Annotated in this window: 21 protein-coding genes, 1 tRNA gene and 1 pseudogene; 14 read left to right on the top strand and 9 right to left on the bottom strand. The window is 70.8% G+C overall.

Annotation, left to right across the window (positions count from 1 at the left end; all coding sequences use genetic code 11):
• Nucleotides 1-26 precede the first annotated feature (26 nt).
• Nucleotides 27-92: transfer RNA gene (locus GV155_RS05110), tRNA-OTHER, on the top strand.
• Nucleotides 93-248: 156 nt separating this feature from the next.
• Nucleotides 249-1,364 carry a tyrosine-type recombinase/integrase gene (locus GV155_RS05115; protein ID WP_160005859.1) on the top strand — a complete coding sequence of 372 codons (1,116 nt, stop codon included), beginning with the start codon at nucleotides 249-251 and terminating at the stop codon, nucleotides 1,362-1,364.
• 54 nt (nucleotides 1,365-1,418) lie between these two features.
• Here the strand turns inward: GV155_RS05115 and GV155_RS21110 are convergent.
• Nucleotides 1,419-1,535, bottom strand: a pseudogene (locus tag GV155_RS21110) (hypothetical protein); the annotation flags it as partial.
• Nucleotides 1,536-1,757: 222 nt separating this feature from the next.
• Here GV155_RS21110 and GV155_RS05125 point away from each other — a divergent pair.
• Both GV155_RS05125 and GV155_RS05130 read left to right on the top strand, forming a co-directional pair.
• Nucleotides 1,758-2,210, top strand: coding sequence for a hypothetical protein (locus GV155_RS05125; RefSeq protein ID WP_160005861.1), 453 nt, complete (start codon nucleotides 1,758-1,760; stop codon nucleotides 2,208-2,210).
• On the top strand, nucleotides 2,156-2,893 hold the full coding sequence (locus GV155_RS05130; RefSeq protein ID WP_160005863.1) for a hypothetical protein: 738 nt from the start codon (nucleotides 2,156-2,158) through the stop codon (nucleotides 2,891-2,893). The genes GV155_RS05125 and GV155_RS05130 overlap by 55 nt, the downstream gene beginning before the upstream one ends.
• A gap of 215 nt (nucleotides 2,894-3,108) precedes the next feature.
• Here GV155_RS05130 and GV155_RS05135 read toward each other — a convergent pair whose 3' ends face one another.
• On the bottom strand, nucleotides 3,109-3,939 hold the full coding sequence (locus GV155_RS05135) for an SDR family oxidoreductase (protein ID WP_160005865.1): 831 nt from the start codon (nucleotides 3,937-3,939) through the stop codon (nucleotides 3,109-3,111).
• A 64-nt stretch (nucleotides 3,940-4,003) separates the two neighbouring features.
• On the opposite strand from GV155_RS05135, the gene GV155_RS05140 reads away from it, so the two are divergent.
• Nucleotides 4,004-4,411 (top strand): winged helix-turn-helix transcriptional regulator, encoded by a 408-nt coding sequence (locus GV155_RS05140; protein WP_160005867.1) that lies wholly within the window; start codon nucleotides 4,004-4,006, stop codon nucleotides 4,409-4,411.
• A gap of 239 nt (nucleotides 4,412-4,650) precedes the next feature.
• Here the strand turns inward: GV155_RS05140 and GV155_RS05145 are convergent, their stop codons facing one another.
• Entirely contained in the window at nucleotides 4,651-5,286 is a 636-nt protein-coding gene (locus GV155_RS05145) for an isochorismatase family protein (protein ID WP_160005869.1), read from the bottom strand.
• Between the two features lie 99 nt (nucleotides 5,287-5,385).
• Between GV155_RS05145 and GV155_RS05150 the strand changes: the two genes are divergently transcribed.
• The 3 genes from GV155_RS05150 (at nucleotide 5,386) to GV155_RS05160 (ending at nucleotide 8,157) form a co-directional block, all read left to right on the top strand.
• A complete protein-coding gene (locus GV155_RS05150; protein ID WP_160005871.1) occupies nucleotides 5,386-6,354 on the top strand; it encodes a GlxA family transcriptional regulator in 969 nt (322 codons plus the stop codon).
• Between the two features lie 565 nt (nucleotides 6,355-6,919).
• Nucleotides 6,920-7,567 carry a tyrosine-type recombinase/integrase gene (locus GV155_RS05155; protein ID WP_442938861.1) on the top strand — a complete coding sequence of 216 codons (648 nt, stop codon included), beginning with the start codon at nucleotides 6,920-6,922 and terminating at the stop codon, nucleotides 7,565-7,567.
• A gap of 305 nt (nucleotides 7,568-7,872) precedes the next feature.
• On the top strand, nucleotides 7,873-8,157 hold the full coding sequence (locus GV155_RS05160) for a hypothetical protein (RefSeq protein ID WP_160005875.1): 285 nt from the start codon (nucleotides 7,873-7,875) through the stop codon (nucleotides 8,155-8,157).
• Between the two features lie 336 nt (nucleotides 8,158-8,493).
• Here the strand turns inward: GV155_RS05160 and GV155_RS05165 are convergent, their stop codons facing one another.
• The 4 genes from GV155_RS05165 to GV155_RS05180 form a co-directional block, all read right to left on the bottom strand.
• Nucleotides 8,494-9,198, bottom strand: a complete 705-nt coding sequence (locus tag GV155_RS05165) for a hypothetical protein (RefSeq protein ID WP_160005877.1) — start codon at nucleotides 9,196-9,198, stop codon at nucleotides 8,494-8,496.
• A 264-nt stretch (nucleotides 9,199-9,462) separates the two neighbouring features.
• Nucleotides 9,463-9,768: a hypothetical protein gene (locus tag GV155_RS05170; protein WP_160005879.1), complete on the bottom strand. Its 306-nt coding sequence runs from the start codon at nucleotides 9,766-9,768 to the stop codon at nucleotides 9,463-9,465.
• 893 nt (nucleotides 9,769-10,661) lie between these two features.
• Nucleotides 10,662-11,174, bottom strand: a complete 513-nt coding sequence (locus GV155_RS05175) for an aldo/keto reductase (RefSeq protein WP_160005881.1) — start codon at nucleotides 11,172-11,174, stop codon at nucleotides 10,662-10,664.
• Between the two features lie 208 nt (nucleotides 11,175-11,382).
• Nucleotides 11,383-12,267 (bottom strand): serine hydrolase domain-containing protein, encoded by an 885-nt coding sequence (locus GV155_RS05180; RefSeq protein WP_160005883.1) that lies wholly within the window; start codon nucleotides 12,265-12,267, stop codon nucleotides 11,383-11,385.
• 105 nt (nucleotides 12,268-12,372) lie between these two features.
• Here GV155_RS05180 and GV155_RS05185 point away from each other — a divergent pair, with 105 nt between their 5' ends.
• From GV155_RS05185 to GV155_RS05205, 5 genes are all read left to right on the top strand, one after another.
• Nucleotides 12,373-13,485, top strand: a complete 1,113-nt coding sequence (locus tag GV155_RS05185) for a heme/hemin ABC transporter substrate-binding protein (protein WP_236554010.1) — start codon at nucleotides 12,373-12,375, stop codon at nucleotides 13,483-13,485.
• A 17-nt stretch (nucleotides 13,486-13,502) separates the two neighbouring features.
• On the top strand, nucleotides 13,503-14,579 hold the full coding sequence (locus GV155_RS05190; RefSeq protein WP_160005885.1) for a FecCD family ABC transporter permease: 1,077 nt from the start codon (nucleotides 13,503-13,505) through the stop codon (nucleotides 14,577-14,579).
• Nucleotides 14,576-15,973 carry a heme ABC transporter ATP-binding protein gene (locus GV155_RS05195; RefSeq protein WP_236554012.1) on the top strand — a complete coding sequence of 466 codons (1,398 nt, stop codon included), beginning with the start codon at nucleotides 14,576-14,578 and terminating at the stop codon, nucleotides 15,971-15,973. The genes GV155_RS05190 and GV155_RS05195 overlap by 4 nt, the downstream gene beginning before the upstream one ends.
• A gap of 37 nt (nucleotides 15,974-16,010) precedes the next feature.
• Nucleotides 16,011-16,940: an NADP-dependent oxidoreductase gene (locus GV155_RS05200; protein WP_160005889.1), complete on the top strand. Its 930-nt coding sequence runs from the start codon at nucleotides 16,011-16,013 to the stop codon at nucleotides 16,938-16,940.
• A gap of 82 nt (nucleotides 16,941-17,022) precedes the next feature.
• On the top strand, nucleotides 17,023-17,895 hold the full coding sequence (locus tag GV155_RS05205) for an SDR family oxidoreductase (RefSeq protein ID WP_160005891.1): 873 nt from the start codon (nucleotides 17,023-17,025) through the stop codon (nucleotides 17,893-17,895).
• 104 nt (nucleotides 17,896-17,999) lie between these two features.
• Here GV155_RS05205 and GV155_RS05210 read toward each other — a convergent pair whose 3' ends face one another.
• Nucleotides 18,000-18,686: a GAF and ANTAR domain-containing protein gene (locus GV155_RS05210; RefSeq protein WP_160005893.1), complete on the bottom strand. Its 687-nt coding sequence runs from the start codon at nucleotides 18,684-18,686 to the stop codon at nucleotides 18,000-18,002.
• Between the two features lie 74 nt (nucleotides 18,687-18,760).
• Nucleotides 18,761-19,432 (bottom strand): response regulator transcription factor, encoded by a 672-nt coding sequence (locus GV155_RS20660; RefSeq protein WP_160005895.1) that lies wholly within the window; start codon nucleotides 19,430-19,432, stop codon nucleotides 18,761-18,763.
• A 303-nt stretch (nucleotides 19,433-19,735) separates the two neighbouring features.
• Here GV155_RS20660 and kdpA point away from each other — a divergent pair, with 303 nt between their 5' ends.
• Nucleotides 19,736-21,400, top strand: a complete 1,665-nt coding sequence (kdpA, locus tag GV155_RS05220; protein WP_160005897.1) for a potassium-transporting ATPase subunit KdpA — start codon at nucleotides 19,736-19,738, stop codon at nucleotides 21,398-21,400.
• Nucleotides 21,401-21,442 lie beyond the last annotated feature (42 nt).

Consider the following 21,442-nt stretch of genomic DNA (forward strand, 5'->3'; position numbering starts at 1 on the left):
CACCGCACGCGCTGGCCCGCATTGCGCGGGTTGTCACGGGGGGCTTGTCCCTGGGGGTCAAGGGGTCGCAGGTTCAAATCCTGTCAGCCCGACACAGTTTCACCAGGTCAGAGGCACTTTCCTCCGCGTGAGGGAGGTGCCTCTGGCCGTCGGGGATGGGTTTGACTACATCTCTGACTACATCACTGTCAGCAACGGTGATCCGCGAAATGGGCTCCCAGGCCTTCGGTGTACGAACCGGAGGAACCATGGCAAGCAGACGAACCAAGCGCGCCGACGGGCGTTACCTCGTCACCCTCACTGTCGAGAACCCTGACGGGTCGACGCGGCGGGTGTACTTCTACGGCCGCACCCAGGCAGAGGCACGGGCGAAGGCCCGCGAGGCGCAGGAACGGATCGCACTGGGCGCGCCGGTGCGCGACGCCAGTCGCAGCTTCGGCGACTGGCTGAGCGAGTGGCGGGCCACGTTCCTGGCCGCCAGCGACCGGGCGCCCTCGACCAAGGCGCTGTACGGCGGGTTGCTGGAACGCTACGCCCGACCACAGCTCGATCAGGTCCCGCTGGCTCGGATCACCCCGGCCGACCTGACCCGGGTGCTGTTGGCCATGGAGAGGGCCGGCCGAGCAGCGAGCACGCGACGCAACATGTACGCCGCACTGCGCGCCACCTTCGATGACGCGGTCACCAACGGGCTACTCGGTGCCAGTCCGGCCGTGCGCGTCAAGCGCCCGCGTGCGGTGGCGGTCGAGGCGCCCAGCATGACCCCGGGCCAGGCCGCGCAGCTGCTGGCCGCGATCGCCGGGAAGCGCTACGCCAGCGTGGTGCGCCTGCTGCTCGGCACCGGGCTGCGACGAGGCGAGGTCCTCGCACTGCGGTGGAGCGACCTCGACCTGGAGCGCGGCGAGCTGACCGTCCGCGGCTCGCTGGTCCGGCAGGGCGGGGGACTGGTGGTCTCGGCGCCGAAGACCGCCCATTCACGTCGCACGGTGTCGTTGAGCGAGCCGATGATGGGGTTGCTGCGGGTAAGCCGCCACGGCCAGCTGGAGGAGCGCCTGCGCGCGGCCAATTACTGGCAGGACTCCGGACATGTGTTCACCACCGAGCTGGGCCGCCCCGTGGACCCCCGCAACCTCCTACGCCTGGTGCGAGACGGTGCCACGGCGATCGGGTTGAGTGGGATCGGGGTGCACACATTGCGACACACCTACGCCACCACCGCGCTGCTGCACGGCGTCCCGTTGCACGTGGTCAGTCGCAACCTCGGTCATTCCTCCGTCGCCATCACCGCCGACACCTACGGGCACCTCACGGACGACGCCTCGCGGTCGGCTGCCGCGACCGTTGCTGCGGCACTGAACCTGTGAGGCGACGAACCCCTCGATCGACGCGCGGGTCACCAGCGAGCGTCGCCCGATGCGCACCCGCTGGAGGTCGCCTCGACAGCACATCCGCCAGATGGTTGTGCGCTCGACGCACAACAGGTGTGCGGCCTCCTCCTGCGAGACCAGGATGGTCAGCGTGTTGCTCGGGTCCATGTACCCCGACGCCGTGACCTGCGCCCTGGTGATCACTGAGTGGCGAACTTCCGGGGCAGGCGATTAGCAGTCGCGCTACTGACTAGGTCCTGGTCCTGCCGCACGAGAGGTGGCAGTCGCGGCGGTAAGACACAGGCCCTCCGAAGTGGTCGGACGGGGGCAAAGGTCAAGACGTCGATGTCGAAGCCCGGCCGCGACCAGATAGTGCATTAGAACTGGACGATGATCGACCGGGAATCCTTCAGCCGTGGTGCAGTCAGCGTCATCGACGGCGGCTTGCACTGGGAGTTCGCAGGCACCCGGCGCCGAGTTGAGGACTATGACCAAGTCGTTGCGCATCTGCAAGACCTCGAGACAGTTCCAGCCCGCGATCTCGCCGCCGCCATGCGACGAGCCGAATACCTGTGGGGGGACGTCGAGCTTCACATCGTCACCGATGCGACTCCCGAACACGACGTGCAGTACTTAGTTTGGTCGGCTGTCTCGTTCCGACTGGTTGACGGGAAACTCGTGATTGTGGTCGACATGTATGGCGACGGAATTCCTGATGACGAACTCCCGACCGGTCTGCCTCAGAAGGCCCTGATACGCCACTCCTGGCACGCCGGCGACTGCGGCTCTTGTCCAGCGAGGAAGCGGTCGATCACGACGGGCGCTACTGGCAGACGACCCTGACGCTCGGCTTCCACCTTCTGTCAGACCGCTCTGCCGATCTCGCGCGTAACGGACTTGAAGTCGTCGAACTCCCTGCCGCCTCTATCGGTGGGTTGACCCGCGAGACAGCGGCCGACCTCATCCGATCCGGTCATGTCCACGCGCTGCTTGGCCAGGACGAGTCCCTCTGGTTGGAGGTCAAGCGCGAGCACTACCCCGTGAAGCAGCTACGAGGGAAGGTACGACTCGCGGGTGTCGTCGCACAGTTCGCGAACTCACCGGGAGGTGGACTGGTCGTCGTTGGGCTTGAGACCAGGAAGGTCGACGGCGTGGACGTCATCGACGCTGTCACCCCGCAGCCGCCCGACCCAATGACTCGGCGTCGGTACGTCAAGGCCCTGAAGGACCACATTTTCCCGCCGCCCGAAGGACTGACGATCGCGGTCGTCCACGTGGATCAGCCCACCCCGGGGGTACTAGTCCTGGTCTTCATTCCCGACCAGCCCGAGCAGTTGCGGCCGTCTCTTGTCCACGGAGCCATAGTTGACGGCGAGGCACAAGGAGCGTTCATCTCGATCTACCGGCGCGGGGACTCGGAGGCTGTTGCAACGAGTCCCGCAGCCATCCACTCGACCCTCGCCGCCGGACGCGCGCTGCTTCGCCGCGGTCAGATCCCAACTTCGGCGAAAGAAGAATCGTCCTAACGCTGTGATCGACGTTGGTGGCATGTGGTTACCCGGGCCCATGCGCGTCAAAGACACAGATCGGAACCCAGGGTCGAGCGTGTGGCAGCGTTGTCAGATCGCTTCGCGACCAGTGGCGGTTGCGGATCCTCGCATGCTCGTCAGCGTCAGCAGCAGCTTTCGCTTCATCTGTCCTCCCGCTCGCGCCGGGTCGTCCCGGTGGCCCGAGACCCGGCTCAGGCCCCGGCGTCAGCCAACCACTGGGCCACGGTGCGTGGGACCATGCCGAGCATCCGCTGGGCTGACCGCTCCTCGTCGATGACGTCGGAGACCTGGGTCTGTCGCCAGACGTATGAGTCGATGACGGGACGGGCTGCCTGCTCGCCGAACATCGGGATGATCCCCCGCCCGAAGTCCTCAGGATCCTGGGCCTCGAAGGAGACCGGCGTGCCGAGGTGGGTGCTGAACCCGTCGGCAAGGTCGCTGCCAAGGAGTGCAGGCAGCGCTCCGACAGTGACTCGTCCGGTGATCGACCCATCGATGAGCAGCGCCACGGCGGCGTCAGCCACGTCGAGGTGGGAGACCCAGGAGATCGGGTAGTGGGCTCGTACCGGATACCGCAGGACCCCCTCCGTGCGAGCGGGGCCCACGACCGGGGGGAGGAGAAGGTTCTCGAGGAACAGCCTGGGCTCCAGGACCGCGAACGACTGGCCGCCGGCCTCGAGCGCCGTAGCCAGGACCGCGGGTCCGCTGCCGTCCTCGAGGGGGTACCCGCTGGTCGACATCACAACCCGGTTCACCCCCGACCGGGCGAGGGCGGCCGCGACGTTGCCCGCGACCTCGGCCTGACGCTGGGGACTCCCGACCGGGAGATGGACGAACACCCCGGAGGTTTCGCGATAAGCCGCGACAAGGGAGTCGACGGAGTCGTAGTCGACTGCGACCGCCGGGCCCTCGATCGACGTGGGATCGCGGACCGCGGCGACGGCTTGGTGGCCGCTGGCCCGCAGCGCGGAGAGGACGGGGGAGCCTTGAGCGCCGGAAGCGCCATGCACGAGGTAGGTCATAACGCAATTGATGCATCCACTGCACCAGTTACGTCAACTGCACTGATGCGATAGCGTTGCACCCATGGACGACAACTGTTCGCAGATCCCCGAGTGCGGCATCTCCCGGTTCCTGATGCTTCTCGACGGCCCGTGGGCGACGTTGATCGTGCGCGAGCTGATGCCTGGACGGCTGCGTTTCACCGACCTGATGCGTGCACTGCCCGGCATCAGCGCGCACACCCTGACCAGCCGGCTGCGTCGCTTCGAGACCTACGGCCTTGTCACAAGGACGGCATACCCCGAAATCCCGCCACGCGTGGTCTACGAGCTCACCGAGGTCGGACTGGAACTGCGCGCCGTTCTGGAGGCCATGAATGCGTGGGCGCTGCAGGTGCCCGAGCCTGTGCTCGCAGCCGCCATGGGTGAGGACGGTCCGCCGCAACGTCTCGCACTAAACTTCGCCCGCAGCGCGAGTGCCGCCGAGGGCTGAACGACGCCAGAGCGGCGTTGGGCTTCATCGTCGCCGCCGCCGTCGCCGGCCCGAGGGTCAGACCGGGTTAGGCCGGCTCCACCCGGGTGCGCCCGGGTGCGCCCGGGTCGGGTCTGGCGGTCCCTTCACGACCGCAGCGCGGGAACCAGTCGAGGCACGACTAAGGACCGACCAACGTTCCGGCGGCTTGACCTGGGCTTCACCGGCCCACCACGACGTGGTCGCCTCGTGTGCCGGTGTCAGGCGGTGGCCTTCTCGAGCCCCTGGATCGCCGATGTGCCGAGGTCACTCTTCGGTAGGTCGGTGCCCGCTCGTGCTGCCTCAATCCACGTCGCGGTGTCGGTGACTGCGGCGAAGTTGGAGTGCAGCAGCACCATCAACGTCTGGTGCAGCTGCTCGGCCGAGACGGTGCCGGCCTCATTGGAGAGGTGAATGGCTCCTGAGGCGTCAGAGAGGACCTCCGCGCCCAGGCCTCGCGACTCCGCGTCGGCGGCGGTCGCGATGTCGCAGTTGTTGGTCATGTAGCCCACGATTGTGATCGTCTCGACCTTCTGCTCTTCAAGCCACCGTGCCACACCCTCACCTGAGAACGCGCTCCCGTGGACCTTCGAGGCCCGCTTGAACTCCGGGCGCAGGCGCCGCTCGATCTCGGGGTGCAGCGACCAGCTGTGCGAGCCGGCTGCGAAGACGGGCGCCCCCTCTGGCAGCTCGTGCTGGAGCACGACGACTGGCATGTTCAGCTCGGCGGCAGCGTCCAGAGCGCGCGTGATGTTGGCAAGGGTCTGCTCCCGTGGCGGGTACTGGATCTGCAGGGTGCCATCGAAGTATTCGTTCTGGACGTCGACAACGATCAGCGCACGGCGGGTGCCGGTCATGGGGTTCTCCTCGGTGGTGGGTGAGCCTCCAGCCTCCCTTCCCGTCGCCGCTACCGTGAGTGGCGCAGATGACCACTTTCGATGCATTTAGGACAACCGTTGCGGATCGCCATCCATGCCTTCGACGGCATGAGCCTCTTCCACCTCGCGGTCCCCACGTCGGTGTTCGACGCCGTCAGTCAGCTCGGCCTCGACCCGTCCTGGGTCGTCACGGTGTGGAGCGAGGAGTCCCAGGTCAGGACCGCAGAGGGCATCACCCTCGACGTGGTCCGGGGCCCAGACGCCGCCCTGGGTACCGACATGCTGGTCTTCCCGTCCTGGCACGAGGACCTTCGGCCCGCCGCGGGGGCTGTGTCGGCGGTGATCGGCGACGCAGCCGACCGGGGCGCCCCCATGGCGGGGCTCTGCCTGGGTGCGTTCCCCCTGGTCGATGTGGGGGTGCTCGACGGACGGACGGTGGTCACGCACTGGGGTGTCGCGGCCCGGATGGCGGCCATGTATCCGCGGGTGGAGGTCGATGCTGACGCGATCTACCTCGATCACGGCGACGTCCTTACCTCGGCCGGCACAGCGTCGGCCATTGACGCTTGTCTGCACCTGGTCCGCCGCGAGCTGGGGTCCGAGGCAGCGGGGACGCTGGCGCGGCATCTGGTGGTCGCTCCCCACCGTGACGGCGGGCAGGCGCAGTACATCTCCCGGCCCGTTCCCGAGCCCGATTCGGTCGGGCAGTTCGGCGACACCATCAACTGGGTCCTTCACCACCTGGACCAGCCGATCACCGTGCAGGTCATGGCCAGCAGGGCCCAGATGAGCCCCCGCAACTTCAGCCGACGCTTCACCGAGACCCTCGGGGCGAGCCCGGCGCGCTGGCTGTCGAACCGGCGCCTCGACGAGTCGCGACGGCTGCTCGAACGCACCACGATGCCGGTCTCCGCCATCGCTTCCAGCGTAGGGTTCGACAGTGTCGTCACGTTCCGACAGCGGTTCGTGACTGCTTACGGAACGACCCCGACGTCCTACCGGCGCCGCTTCGCTCTGGGGGCCGCGGAGAAACCAACCACGCACTGAGCGGTGTGGCGCCGTTCGCACCGGGGCCCGCCACGATCGAGGTGCCCTTCGGTTGGCGAGGTGGGGCTTGAGCAGAGGGGCCAGGCCGTACTCGTGCGTGGCCACAAGGCCGGTGCCGTCAGCGACCTGAAGGCTGCGGGCGAGGTCGGAGCGATGGCCGGCGACGGTATCGGCGGCGAGAGAGTCGTCACCACCTCTGCGTAGTGGGCGTCCGAGACCGGTCCGAACGAGTCGAATCTTTTGGCCGAAGGATACGGCGGCATGAGCGAGCGTCTGCGCGTCAGCTCGGGTTCCGGGTCGGGTCGGCGAGCGGTTCACCTGTCCGGGGTGGTCTCGTCGTGGTGTTGCTGGGCGGTGACGGTTGCGGCTGTGATGAGTGCCGCGGCGAGCAGGAGCCCTGCGGCCCACAGGTACGCGGTGGTGTACCCGTGCGTCAATGCGGTCCGTAGTGCCGCCCCATCGTCAGGAAGCCGGTTGTCGGTGGCCGTTGCGCTGATGGTGGACAGGACCGCGATGCCGAGCGCGGCACCCAGTTGTTGCGCGGTGTTAAGCAGGGCCGACGCTGCTGGAACGCCACGCCCGACCCCAGCTGGATCAGGTCCCGCTGGCGAGGATCACTCCGGCCGACCTGACCCGGGTGCTGTTGGCCATGGAGAAGGCCGGCCGAGCGGCCAGCACGCGACGCAACATGTACGCCGCACTGCGCGCGATCTTCGACGACGCCGTCACCAACGGGCTGCTCGGCGCCAGCCCGGCCGTGCGCGTCAAGCGCCCGCGCGCCGTGGCGGTCGAGGCGCCCAGCATGACCCCCGAGCAAGCCGCAAGGCTGCTGGTCGCGATCGCTGGCAAGCGCTACGCCGAGGTGGTGCGCCTCCTGCTCGGCACCGGGCTCCGACGAGGGGAGGTCCTCGCCCTGCGGTGGAGCGACCTCGACCTGGAGCGCGGCGAGCTGACCGTCCGCGGTTCACTGGTCCGCCAGGGCGGGGGACTGGTGGTCTCCACACCGAAGACCGCCCAGCCACGCCGCATTGTGTCCTTGAGCGAGCCAATGATCGGGCTGCTGCGAGCCAGCCGGCACCGCCAGCTGGAGGAGCGCCTGCGTGCGGCCAACTACTGGCACGGGCCGGACTGGGCAGACGTGGGCCCAGGGGAGTGGTTGGAGTCGACGCCGCTGATGCGCAAGCTGCGAAGGTCGGTAACCGTCGAGCGCTGACGGCGGGGGCCGGCGCACGAGGTGAGGAAGCGCTACCGGCCGTCTCGCCGGGTGCTGATGTAGGCGGTGAGAAGGGCGAACTACAGGGCGGCGCCGACCACCGCTGCGATGAGGAGGCCGCGGGTGCGGTCATCGAATCCTCGGGACATGGCCAGCAGCGCTAGCGCCGGTGCCGGACTTGACCATCGGCCCTGCGCCGGCGGGAGACCCTGCAAGGCGTCTCCGTGCTGCGCGGGCAGTGCCCCTCCCGCTGGGTGGAGGGACCAGTAGGCCGGGGTTACTTGTTCAGGTCGTGCAGGTCAGCGATGACGCCCGTCGAGGAGAAGCTCGCCTCAATCCTGGGTGCATTGGCCGGTGGCGCGGTGAGCAACGCAGACCTCACGTCCAGCAGCCTCCAGGCAGCGCAGCAGGCCCCGCAGACGTTGGCTGACGCCGCCCGAGTCGCGGCCGCCATCGGGGTCCTCGAGGCGCATTGGGGCCACACGTTGGACGAAGCCCGTCGCCACCTCGAGGAAGCCGCAGCGGCCGCCGTGATCCCGGTCGCGGCGATTGTAGTGATAGTGCTCAGGCACTTCAGCCCCGAGGAGTAGGGCACCGCGAGCAGGTAGGTCCCTGCAGTTCCGTCGTCCACCCCTGTCCGGCACCAGGGTCCCTGCCCCGGTCATCGCCTGCTGACGGCCGGGGCTGCTTCACGTCCTGCACGGGTGTCTCACACCCCGAGCGACGTCGTCGATCGCCTGGGAAGCGCTTCCAGCGGTTACGGGGGCGTCGCATGCAGGAACGGCCCGAATGATTGTCGATCAACCCATGAGCGGGGCCCTGGCCACTGCGTAGGACAGTTGTTGGCCAGGACCCCTCGCCGCCGCCCCAAGGCCTTCGGTGCGACGACTAATCAGGGAAGGTGCGTCGGGTCGAGCCCCGGGCCCTTACTTGGTGTTGACGGTGATGGTCGCGATGCCGACCAGCAGGCCAGGCTTCACCGCATCGGTGCCGAAGGTGTCGTTCAGCAGCGGCGCGGCGACATCTGAGATCTGGACCTCGGTGCCCTGCAGGATGGCCTTGTTGCCCTGAGTCTGGAGGGGCTTGAGCGTGCTGCCATTCAACTTGAACAGGTAGGCGCTGGTCACGGCGACCTCGCCGTTGACGGTCACGTCGCCGTAGACGCGAGAGACGCCCGGGTCGACGTTGAGGTTCGTGAGCTCAACGGTGGTGCCGCCGGCCGACAGCGAAAGGCCCGATCCCTCGTGCTGGACCTGGCCGATGACGTAGGGCGAGACCTGGCCGGGCTCGAAGACGGTGACGTTGCCGCCGGTGATCGGGAAGACCAGCGAACCGTCGGTCAGCTTCGCGTCGCCGACCACGCCCGGCGTCAGCTTGAGCTGGGTCAGGGCATCGACGAAGCCCTGGTCCAGGGCGATCTGGGTGTCCTGGCCGCTGAGGGCGTCGATGGACGCGACCGGCTGGGGCGGGGTCTGCGCCTCGCTGGCCGAAGAGGAGCTCGACGAACCGGACGAGGCGGGCGCCGCGTCGCTCTCGCTGCTGCACGCGGCGAGGGGGCCGGCGAGGAGACCGGTGAGGGCGACGGCGGCGAGGCCGCGGCGAGTACGGGTGGACAACGCAGTGGAACGCATGGTGGTGCCCTTCAGATGGAGTGCCCAGCCGGGAGTACCCCGTGGGCGTTGCTACACCAGTCGTTCGGCGGCAGCCGGCCTCACGGTTTGGTCCCGACGGCGATCATCAGCGAACTCTCAGGGTCCTGCAGAGCCCAAGTCCAACCGGCCGGCGCTGCGCCTGGCACGCTCGACTTCAGCCCTGACCGGCGGCCGAGGTCCGCCCGCGGGCAGCCACGACTCCGTCCTCGCCTCGCCACCTGGCCCCGCCGGACAAGTGCCCCGTCAGGCCCGCATTTCTCCCCAGCCGAACGAGCTCAACGCAACGAAGTCGACCAGGTCGCTGCGCAGCCGCTCGCGCATCTGGCCGATCGACCAGTCCGCCATGATCACCGACTGCCACACCGCCGAAGCAAAGACCTCCCCTTCCGGCCCGGCAGACACAGTCAACTCCAGAGCGTCCTGGGCCGGCTCCCACTCATCACCCCGGTGCGCCACCGCAGTCACCTCGATGGGCGTGACCTCCCCGGCACGGAAGACCACGTCGAGTTCCGGCACAACGACATCGGTCAGGACAATCGAGAGGTTCACCGCGACAGTGTGTGGTGCTACTCCAAGGCCGGCCGGGCCGCAAACGCCGGCGCCCTGAGCGATCCAGTTCGAGCTTGGCGCCGAATCCTTACTGTGACCCGTAGTCCCGACACTCTCCTTCACGACAAGGATCGTGTCGACTACGCAGTCTCGTTACTCGCCGCACACTCCGGGTCGACTTTGACCAACGCCCGCCGGCAGCTTGAGGGAGCCGCCACAGAAGTCGGAGTCCCAGCAATCAGCATCGCCGAAGCCGTCATCGCAGCAAGCGGAAGAATCGACCTCTGACCAAAGCGACTGGGGCCGTCTGCACCCAGTGATGCCAGCGACTAGCGACGAACAACGCACCATCCCTCGGATCGTCTGCACGAACTGGTGACAGGTTCGGGCCGTGACCTGTGGCCCAGGCGTCGAGGCCTGTACGCGCCGGCAACGCTCGGGCGTGTGAGCGGGGTCTCCGCAGCCTTCCGCGCCCCGCTCCGTGCCTGGGTTTGCGGCCGCTGGTCTGACCACATCACTGACTACATCTCGACGTGGAAGTCCGGTTGTGCCCGGGGTTGCCAATTGTTGCCTGCAGGTGCGAACGCGCGGCTTGACCTGCAAGGACGGCCTAGAATGCGCCAACGGGCAACAACTCGAAACGACGCACTTCCGGCCCGGGGGTCAAGGGGTCGCAGGTTCAAATCCTGTCAGCCCGACCGAAGAAGTTGTAGGTCAGAGGCCGTTTCCACCGCTGGTGGGGGCGGCCTCTTCCTGTTCGATCTCGGCGTGTGTGTGCGGTGTGTGTGCAGGGGCCCTTCTGGAGGGCACCAGGGCAGAGGCTCCAGCGACGATCTTCTGTGGCCTTCACTCACCGCCGACTCGGACTCGCCTTGGGCGGAGCGAAGCAGCTCTCAGAAGAGCTCGCCGATCGCCTGGTCGCTGGAATCGACGTAGCGGTTGCGCTGCTTGGTCCCGAACGGTCCGTAGGGGTAGTCGTTCGGCCGGGGTGCGCTCACGTCGTCGAGGCGCTTGGTCGCGGCCTCGTCCAGGTCGAGGTCGCCGGCGACGAGGTTGGCCTCGAGCTGCTCTAGGGTCCGGGCGCCGATGATGGGGGAGACGACGGCGGGGCGGTTGGTCAGCCAGCTCAGGGAGACCTGGGCGGGGGTGACGTCGAGCTCGGTCGCGATGGCGCGCACGGTGTCCAGGATGTCCCAGTTCTGCTGCTTGGCGCCGAGGTCGCCGAAGATGTGGTCCATCATCGGCTGGCCGGCGCCGGCGCGGGTGCCGCCCTCGGCCTGTGCGCCCTTCTCGTACTTGCCGGACAGGAAGCCGCCGGCCAGCGGGGAGCGGCGAGCACGCGACGCAACATGTACGCCGCACTGCGCGCGATCTTCGACGACGCGGTCACCAACGGGCCAGGTCACGAGTCCCGATCCTTCCGAGAGGTGGGTGTTGTGGCGGAACGACGCACTTTTGGCCTGGGGGCCAACGGGCCGCAGTTTCAGGTCCGGTCAGCTCGACACAGTCGCAACAGGTCAGTGGCACTCTTCTCCTCGTGAGGGGAGGATTCTGGCCGTCGGCAAGGGGTCTGACTACATCTCCAATTTCGTTGTGACGCGCCCACCGGATTGCCTATCCGGTCGTGCGGCTCCCCAAGGCGCCGAGGATGGCGACGACGCGCTCGGCCATCCGGTCGGCCCCGACGTGATCGGCGGCGGTGACGGTGACGACAGAGTCGCCGCGGAAGATCACCAGCTGCCCGTGGGCGCCGTGCAGGCGCCAGGCGTCGCCCGGGCCGCCCCAGGCCGCGAGCGAGTAGCGCGCGTACGCGGGTGGCGCGTCGTGCTCCACCCAGTCCGCGCGCATGCTGTGGGTCCATCGGGACGACAGCAGGCGACGGCCGTGCCAGCGTCCGTCGTCGCGGATCAGGCGCCCGAGGCGTGCGAGCTCTTCAGCGCGTAGGTGGAGACCCTCGCCGGCCACAATCCGCCCGTTCGGGCAGCGGTCCCACGGCGGGTCGATGATCCCGAGCGGCTCGAAGAGCCTGGGGCGGAGCCAGTCGGGCACGTCGCCGACGACGGCAGCGAGGGCGCGCATCGCGGTGTAGGTGCTGGCGTTGGAGTAGTGGAACACCCGGCCGGTCGAGGGGCGGGCGAGGAACTCGTGGGCGAGGTCGGGCCAGTGGGTCATCAGGGTCGCGGTCCAGGGGAGCTCGATCCCGCTGGTCATCGTCAGGAGGTGTCGGGTGGTGACCCTGTCGACGCCGCGTCCGAGGGTGCTGTCGGGGAGGTAGCGGGCGACGGGGGCGTCGACGTCGTACAGGCCGGCGTCGGAGGCTGTCCCGGCAGCGATGACACAGACGGCCTTGGCGACGGAGTGGATGTCGCGGCGGACGTCGGGGGACCAGTGGTGGACCGCGCTGTCGTCTCCGATCAGCACGTGGGCCGCGTGGGCGCCGAAGGCATCGGCCTCCGCCGCGCCGACGATGTGGTCAAGGACGTCCTGTGCTGAGGTCACGAGAGCATTCTGCCGGCCATTGTAGGCAAGGCTTACCTAAGTTAGGTTAGCCTCACCTGAGTTGCCGATATTCGAGCCGGCGGCCAGTCGAAGCCGGAGGCACTTGTGACCCATCTCGAGCCTCGCCGGACGGCCCTGCCGGTCCTGGTCGCCGTCGCCGCTGTGCTGGTCTCCGCCTGCGGACCCGTGCTCGGCGGGGCGGAGGCCGAGGAGGAACTGTCGTCCGGGTTCGCGGTTCCGTCGGTGTCCTCGGTCGAGGCGGCCGCCGATCCCCGCGCGTTCGAGGGCGTGATCGACATCGACCTCCCCGACCCGGTCATCGACCCGGTGACCACGGACGCGGCCCCCCGGCTGCCGGTCACCGTGACCGACTCCCGCGGCGAGCGAGTGACGGTGAGCGACACCGACCGGGTCCTGGCCCTCGACATCCACGGCACCCTGGCGCAGACCGTCTTCGAGCTCGGCCTCGGCGACCAGGTCGTCGGGCGGGACGTCTCCTCCTCGTTCCCCGGGATCGAGGACCGGCCCCTGGTCACCCGGGACGGCCACGACCTCAATGCGGAGGCGATCCTGGCGCTGGAGCCGACCGTGGTCCTCACCGACACCTCGTTGGGCCCCTTCAACGTCGTGCTCCAGCTCGAGGACGCCGGCATCCCGGTGGTGGTCGTCGACTCCGAGCGCAACCTGGAGAACCTCGCCCCGCTGACCATGGAGGTCGCGACCGCCCTGGGGGTGCCGGGTGCGGGTCGCGAGCTGGGAGCCCGCATCGAGCAGGAGACCGCCGACGTGACCGAGGCGATCGCCGAGGTGGTGCCCGACGACGTCACCGGCCAGCTGCGCACCGTGTTCCTCTACGTGCGCGGCCAGGCCGGCGTCTACTACATGTTCGGCGAGGGCTCCGGGGCGGACTCGCTGATCACCGCGGCCGGGGGTTACGACGTCGCCGAGGAGATCGGCTGGGCCGGCATGAAGCCGGTCAACGACGAGGGCCTCGTCGCGGCCCAGCCCGACGTGGTGCTGATGATGACCAAGGGCCTGGAGTCCGTCGGCGGCGTCGACGGGCTGCTCGAGCGGTTCCCCGCCCTGGCCGCCACCGAGGCCGGTCGCCACGAACGGATCGTCGCGATGGACGACGCGCAGGTGCTCAGTTTCGGCCCGCGCACGCCCGAGGTGCTCAACGCCCTCGCCGTCGCGCTCTACGCCCCGGACGCGCTGTGACACTCACCGCGCCACCGGTGGCCAGCCCGCCGACCGCGCGCCCGGCCCCGGGCTCCGTACGCCCCCGGCGGACGACCGCACTGGTCGTCGGTCTCGGCGCGGCCCTGGTGGTGGCGGTCGTCGCGGCTGCGGGGTCCGGGCAGAACCCCGTCCCGTTCGCCGAGGTCGTGGGTTCCGTGCTCCACCGTGCCGGCCTCGACGTCGGCCCGGTCCCCGACGGTGTGGCGGAGGAGACCACCTTGTGGGCAGTCCGGTTCCCCCGGGTGCTGATGGCCCTGATCGTCGGCGCGGCGCTGGCCGTGGCCGGCGCGGTGATGCAGGGCGTCTTCGGCAACCCCCTGGCTGAGCCGAGCGTGGTCGGGGTCTCCGCGGGGGCCGCGGTCGGCGCGGCTGCCGCGATCGTGCTCGGGCTGGGTTTTGCCGGTCCGTGGACCACGGCGGCCTGCGCCTTCGTCGGCGGCCTGGTCACCACGCTGGTCGTGTACGCCCTGGCCCGGTCGGACGGGCGTACCGAGGTGGTCACGCTCGTGCTCACCGGCATCGCGGTCAACGCCGTCGCGGGTGCCCTGCTCGCGCTGCTGATGTTCCTCGGCGACACCCAGGCCCGCGAGCAGATCGTCTTCTGGCAGCTCGGCAGCCTCAACAACGTCCTGTGGCGCTACGTGGTCGTCGCCGGCCCGCTCACCGCGCTGGGCATCGGCGCCGCCCTGCTCTGCGCCCGCCGTCTCGACCTGCTGGCGCTGGGGGAGCGGCCCGCGCGCCACCTCGGCGTGCACGTCGAGCGGCTCCGGATCTTCCTGGTCGTCGTCGTCGCGCTGCTCACCGCGGCCGCTGTCAGCTTCTGCGGGATCGTCGCCTTCGTCGGGCTGGTCGTGCCGCACGTGGTCCGGATGGTGACCGGCCCCGGCCACCGCGCCCTGCTCCCGGCCTCCATGCTCTGCGGAGCGCTGTGCCTGGTCGTCGCCGACACCGGGGCCCGCACCCTGGTGGCCTACGCCGACCTGCCCCTGGGCATGCTCACCTCCCTGGTCGGCGGTCCCTTCTTCTTCTGGCTGCTCCGCCGGACCCGCCGCACGGCCGGGGGCTGGGCGTGAGGGCCGCGGTCACCGCGCGCGACGTCGTCGTCCGGTACGGCCCGACCGCCGTCGTCGACCATGTCGACCTCGACGTGCGGCACGGGGAGGTGCTCGCGCTGGTCGGGCCGAACGGGGCCGGCAAGTCCACGCTGCTGGCCGCCCTCGCCGGCGACGTCGATGCCGGCGGCCGGATCGAGGTGCTGGGCCGCCCGCTCGGCGACTGGCGCCTGCGCGAGCTCGCCCGGGAGCGGGCCGTGCTCACCCAGGAGCACCGGGTGGCCTTCCCGTTCCGGGTGGCCGAGGTCGTCCGGATGGGTCGCGCCCCCTGGCGCGGTCGGCCCGAGGAGGACCACGACGACGAGGTCGTCGCCGCCGCCCTGACCACGACTGACCTGCTCGCGCTGACCGAGCGGCCCTTCGGCCTGCTCTCGGGCGGGGAGAAAGGACGCACCTCCTTCGCCCGCACGCTGGCCCAGGCCGCCCGGGTGCTGCTGCTCGACGAGCCCACGGCCGCGCTCGACCTCGGGCACCAGGAGACCGTCCTCGCCCGCGCCCGCGCCGAGGCCGACACCGGTGCGGCCGTGGTCGTCGTGCTCCACGACCTCACCCTGGCCGCAGCCTGGGCCGACCGCGTGGTCCTGATGCGCGAGGGCCACGTCGTCGCCGACGGGCTGCCCGCAGACGTGCTCACCGGCCCCCGGCTCAGCGAGGTCTACGCCCACCCCGTCCAGGTGCTCGCGCACCCCGCCACCGGGGACCTGCTGGTGCTGCCCGACCGGCGCCCCTGGACCCCCTCCGACGTCGACCCCGCCACGGTCACGCTCGTCGGCGCCTACCGCCTCGACGACCCGGCCGGCGAGGTCGGGATCGAGGGCCACCTCGCCACGATTGGCGACGACCCGACGACCTGGCACGTCCCGCTGACCTACCGCGCCGCCCCGCTGGAGGGCGCCGAGGAGCACCTGGTCGGCGAGATGGAGCACTCCGTGCTCGGCACCCGCTACACCTACGACGCCGTCGGCGACCCCGCCTACCTCGTCGCCGCGACCGCCGTCGCGCTCACCGGCGTCGGGCAGGCCGTCGAGGTGCGCCAGGACGAGCACGGCCACTGGCAGACCCGCCCGGCCTCGGTCCGCCTCGCCGGCGGCCCCCGCCCCGGTGACGCCGGCCTGGCCGCCGGGGAGTGGGTCGAGGTCGGTGCGTACTCCGGCCCCGACGTCCAGGGCACCAGCACCACCCTGCGCAGCGGCGCCTGGGAGCTGCGTGTCGAGCGCCGCCCGCAGGCCACCCAGCAGTCGTCGCGCGCCTACGACCTCACCGGCACCTGGGTCGGCCAGGACGACCCCGCCCTGCTGGTCCGCGTCACCGACCTCGCGACCCCCGTGCCCCCGGAGACCGGCTTCGAGGGGTGAGCGCGGCCGCCCGCCGCGCCGCCGTACCGTCGATGGCATGAAGGCCATCACTTACAGCCAGTACGGCGGCACCGAGGTGCTGCAGCTCACCGAGGTCGACGACCCCAAGATCGGCCCCGACTGGGTCGCGATCGACGTCGAGGCGACCTCGGTCAACCCGGTCGACTGGAAGATCGCCTCCGGCGGTCTCGACGCCATGCTGCCGACGTCCTTCCCGGTCGTGCCGGGCTGGGACGTCGCCGGCGTCGTCACCGCGGTCGGGCCGGCCGTGGACGACCTCGCGGTCGGCGACGAGGTCTACGGCTACCTGCGCAAGGACGCCGTGCAGGACGGGACGTACGCCGAGAAGGTCGGCGCCCCCCAGCGCTGCGTGGCGCGCAAGCCCAAGCGGGCCTCCTTCGCCGAGGCGGCCGCGATCCCGCTGGCCGGCCTGACCGCGCTGCAGTGCCTCGACCTCGTCGGCACCACCGGGGAGGACACCGTCCTGGTCCACAGCGCCGCCGGCGGTGTCGGCATGCTGGCCGTGCAGATCGCCCGGGCCCGCGGCGCCCGCGTGATCGGCACCGCCTCGCCCGACAACCACGACTTCGTCCGCTCGCTCGGCGCGGAGCCGGTCGCGTACGGCGACGGGCTGGTCGCCGCGGTCCGCGAGATCGCCCCCGACGGCGTGACCGCGGTCCTCGACACCCAGGGCGGCGACACCCTCGCGCAGAGCGTCGAGCTGCTCGCCGACGGCGCCGCCGGCCGGATCGCCTCGGTCGCGGACCCGTCGGTAGCCGAGCACGGCGGCCGCTACGTCTTCGTCCGCCCCGACGTCGCCGACCTCACCACCCTCGCCGGCCTCGTCGACGCCGGTGAGCTGCGCGTCGAGGTCGCCGAGCTGTTCCCGCTGGCCGAGACCGCCCGGGCCTGGGAGCGCAGCATGGAGGGCCACGTCCGCGGGAAGCTGGTCATCACCGTCCCCTGACGGCAGCACGTCGCAGCGGCGCGGTCCGGATCCGCCCCCAGGGGTGGCAGGGACCGCGCCGCTCCTGCGCCACGGTGGACCCATGACCTCCGACGCACACGACCAGGGCGAGCAGCTGCCCGCACCGGGCTCGCCCGGCTCCGTCACCTCCGCCCTCCGCGAGCAGCCCGACCACGGCGAGGAGTCGTACGTCGGGCACGGCCGGCTGACCGACAAGGTCGCCCTGATCACCGGCGGCGACTCCGGGATCGGCCGGGCCGTCGCGCTCGCCTTCGCCCGGGAGGGCGCCGACGTGGCCATCGGCTACCTCGCGGAGGAGGACGAGGACGCCCAGGAGACCGCCCGCCTGGTCAGGGACGCCGGCCGCCGCGCGCTGCTCGTGCCCGGCGACCTCGCGCAGGAGGAGGCCTGCCAGGCGCTCGTGGACGCCACCGTCGCCGAGCTCGGCGGCATCGACGTCCTGGTGAACAACGCGGCGTACCAGATGGCGCAGACCGGCGGTCTCGCCGACATCACCACCGAGCAGCTCGACCGCGTGATGCGGACCAACCTCTACGCGCTGTTCTGGATGTCGCAGAAGGCGCTGCCGCACCTGGGGGAGGGCTCGTCGATCATCAACACCAGCTCGGTGCAGGCGTCCTCGCCGGCCCCCGAGCTGCTCGACTACGCCACCACCAAGGCCGGCATCGTGGCCTTCACCCGCGGCCTGGCCGGCAGCCTGGCCGAGCGGGGGATCCGGGTGAACGCGGTCGCGCCGGGCCCGATCTGGACCCCGCTCATCCCCGCGACCATGCCGGCCGAGCAGGTCGCCGGGTTCGGGGACCAGACGCCGATGGGCCGGGCCGGCCAGCCGGTCGAGGTGGCCACCGCGTTCGTCTACCTCGCCTCCTCCGACGCCAGCTACGTCACCGGGGAGGTCGTGGCGGTGACCGGCGGGCTGCCCGTCCCGGCCTGACCGCCGTACGCCCGCCGCGCCCGTACCCCCGCCGCGCCCGGGACGTCATACCCCGCGCCGCCCGGCGCGGGCGCCCGCCGTATGACGTCCCGCGCGCCGCAGGGTCAGCCCCCCGGCATCGTCCGGGTCACGACCAGCTCCTGCGCGACGTCGCGCACCTTGCGGTTGAGGTCCTGGGAGAGCCGCGAGAGGACCGCGAAGGCGCGGTCGGGCTCCAGGTCGAAGCGCTCCATCACGATGCCCACGGCCTGGCCGATGGTGGCCCGCGACTCGAGCGCGATCTCGAGGTTCTCGATCTTCTGCGACGCCACCACGGCCAGGGCGGCGTGCGCGGCCAGCGCGGCTCCGGTGTCGCGGTCGTGCTCGTCCAAGGAGCCCGGCTCGGTGGCGTAGAGGTTCAGCGCGCCGACGACGTCGTGGTGGGTGAAGAGCCGGAAGGCCATCATCGAGCGGATGCCGGTCTCCTCGACCGTGCGCGGTCCCCACACGGGCCAGCGCGGGTCGAGCGCGAGGTCGGTCGAGTGCACCCACTCGTGCTGGCGGATGGCGTCGAGGCAGGGGCCCTGGTCGAACTCGTACTGCAGCTCGTCGACCCGCTCCACGATCGCGTCGCTGGTGGCGGGGGAGGTGATCACGCCGCGGCGGTTGAGCGAGATGCCGGCGTGCTGGCACCCGTCCACCATCTCCACGGCGAGCTGCACCACCCGGTCCAGGGTGTGCTGCGAGCCGGTCTCGCGCTGGAGCGCGCGGGCGGCGGTGACGAGAGAGCCGGCCAGCACGCTCTCTGTCATCGACCAACGCTCCCACACCTCGCCCGGGGTGGGGGGTGTCCGGCGCTGCGGGCCGGGTGCCGGGGCGTTCTCCATCAGGGCGTCGCCGTCGCGTCGCGCGGCAGCGCGCGCAGGGTGCGGCCGTCCGCCCAGGGCGAGGGCGTCGGGCCGAAGCCGTGCCCGAGCGCCCAGATCACGGCCTGCGGGCGGGTGGTCGCCCCGATCTTGCGGTAGGCGGAGCGGATGTAGGTCTTGACGGTGTTGATGCTGACGAAGGCGTGCGCGGCGATCTCGGCGTTGCTCAGGCCGCGGCTCACCAGCGAGAGCACCTCGGACTCCCGCACGCTGAGGCCATGGGCGGCGCCGGGCCAGGGGAGGGCGTCGTACGCGGCGCTCCGGTCGCCCGGTCGCACCACCTCCCCGGCGTGCACCCGCTCGACGGTGTCGACGAGCTCGGCCGCCGTGCAGGACTTCACGAGGTAGCCGTCGGCGCCGGCGGCGAGGGCCTGCGCCACCAGGTCGGCGTCGCTGCGCCAGCTGAAGACGACCAGCCTCGCGCGCGGGCGGCCGAGGACCCGGCGCGGGTCGGGCGCCCCCCGGTGGGGCCCGGTGTAGGGGTCGTGGAGGACGACGTCGACGCCGAGCGCCGCGGCGTACGTCAGGGGCCCGGCCAGGAGGCGGACCCGGTCGGCGTACGGCGCGAGCACGGTGCCCAGGCCGGCGAGGACCAGCGGGTGGTCGTCGACGACAGCGACGGTGACGGGCATCGACGGACCTCGTGGGCACGGCTGCGACGCTCGCGCGGGGTTGGCGCGACCGGGCCGGGCCCGGGCAGCGCCCTGAGGCTAGTGCCAGTACGCCGGCCGGCGTCGGTCGATCTCACCACCGGGGTCGGGGGCCGGCGCGTGGATCGCGTCAAGGAACGGCCCCCGACCGTCAAGGAACCGTCAAGAGGGTGCGGGTCCGGCCTCCGGGAGGCCTATCAAGGAACACGTGACCGACCTCCTCTACCTCGCCCTCACCGTCGGGGCCTTCCTCGCGCTCGCCCTCCTGACCCGCGTCCTCGACCGGTGAGCGAGCTCGCCCCGGCCCTGGGCCAGGTCGCGGTGCTCCTCGCCGCGCTGGCCGTGACCGTCCCGTTCCTGGGGCGCCACCTCGCCCACGTCTACACCTCGCCGCGGCACCTGGCCGTCGAGCGCGTCGCCTACCGCGTCCTGCGGATCGACCCCGACGCCGACCAGCACTGGCGCAGCTACGCGATGTCGGTGCTCGGCTTCTCCCTCGTGGGGGTGCTCGTCCTCTACGCCCTCGGTCGGCTCCAGGAGCACCTGCCGCTGAGCCTGGGCTTCGCGGGCCTGCCCGCCGACGGGTCCTGGAACACCGCGGTCAGCTTCGTGACCAACACCAACTGGCAGTGGTACTCCGGCGAGGCCGCCCTGGGCCACCTGATGCAGATGTCCGGCCTGACGGTGCAGAACTTCGTCTCCGCCGGCGTCGGCATGGCCGTGGCCGCAGCCTTCGCCCGGGGCCTGGCCCGCGCGGGCGGTGACGCGCGCGTCGGGAACTTCTTCGCCGACCTCGTCCGGGGAGTGCTCCGCGTCCTGCTGCCGCTCGCGGTGGTCGCCGCGCTGCTGCTCGTCCTGCTCGGTGCGGTCCAGAACCTGGCCGCCAACACCGACCTGGACACCCTCGGTGGCGCGACGCAGGTGCTCACCGGTGGCCCCGTCGCGAGCCAGGAGGCGATCAAGGAGATCGGCACCAACGGCGGCGGGTTCTACAACGTGAACTCCGCGCACCCCTTCGAGAACCCCAGCCCAATGTCCAACATCCTGGAGATCTACCTCCTGCTGCTCGTCCCCTTCGCGATGGCCTGGGCCTTCGGGATCATCGTCAAGGACCGCCGCCAGGGCGTCGCGGTGCTGACCGTCATGGGGGTGCTGCTCAGCCTGGGCGTCGGCCTGCTGACCTGGGCCGAGATGGCCGGGCCCGGTACGGCGCCCCAGCTGGCCGGCGCCGCGATGGAGGGCAAGGAGACCCGCTTCGGCGAGGCCGGGTCGGCGCTCTTCGGCGCCGCCACGACCGGGACCTCGACCGGGGCGGTGAACGCCATGCACGACTCCTTCACCGCCCCCGGCGGCGGCGTCACGTTGTTCTCGATGATGCTCGGCGAGATCGCGCCGGGCGGGGTCGGCAGCGGCCTCTACGGCATGCTCGTGCTGGCGATCCTCACGGTGTTCCTGTGCGGCCTGATGGTCGGCCGGACGCCGGAGTACCTCGGCAAGAAGATCGGGCAGCGCGAGATCGTCCTGGTCGCCGCCTACGTGCTGGCCACGCCGGTCCTGCTGCTGACCGGGATCGCGGTCGCGATCACCGCCGGCGACGGCCTCGCCGGCCTGCAGGAGTCGGGGCCGCACGGCCTGTCCGAGGCGCTCTACGCGGTCACCTCCGCGGCCAACAACAACGGCAGCGCCTTCGGCGGCCTGACCTCGGGCACCCCGTTCTGGAACACCCTGCTGGGCCTGCTGATGCTGTTCGGCCGGTTCCTGCCGATGCTCCTGGTCCTGGCCCTGGCGGGCCGGTTCGCCCAGCAGCAGCAGCTGCCGCCGAGCGCCGGCACGCTGCCCACCCACCGGCCGCTCTTCGTGGCCCTCCTCACCGGCGTCGCCCTGGTCGTGGTCGGTCTGACCTACGTCCCCGTCCTCGCCCTCGGCCCGATCGCGGAGTCCCTCTCATGAGCACCGACAGCACCGTGGTGAGCGCGGCGCCGGCCTCCACGA

This window comes from Nocardioides sp. AX2bis, assembly GCF_902506435.1.
Lineage (GTDB): Bacteria > Actinomycetota > Actinomycetes > Propionibacteriales > Nocardioidaceae > Nocardioides.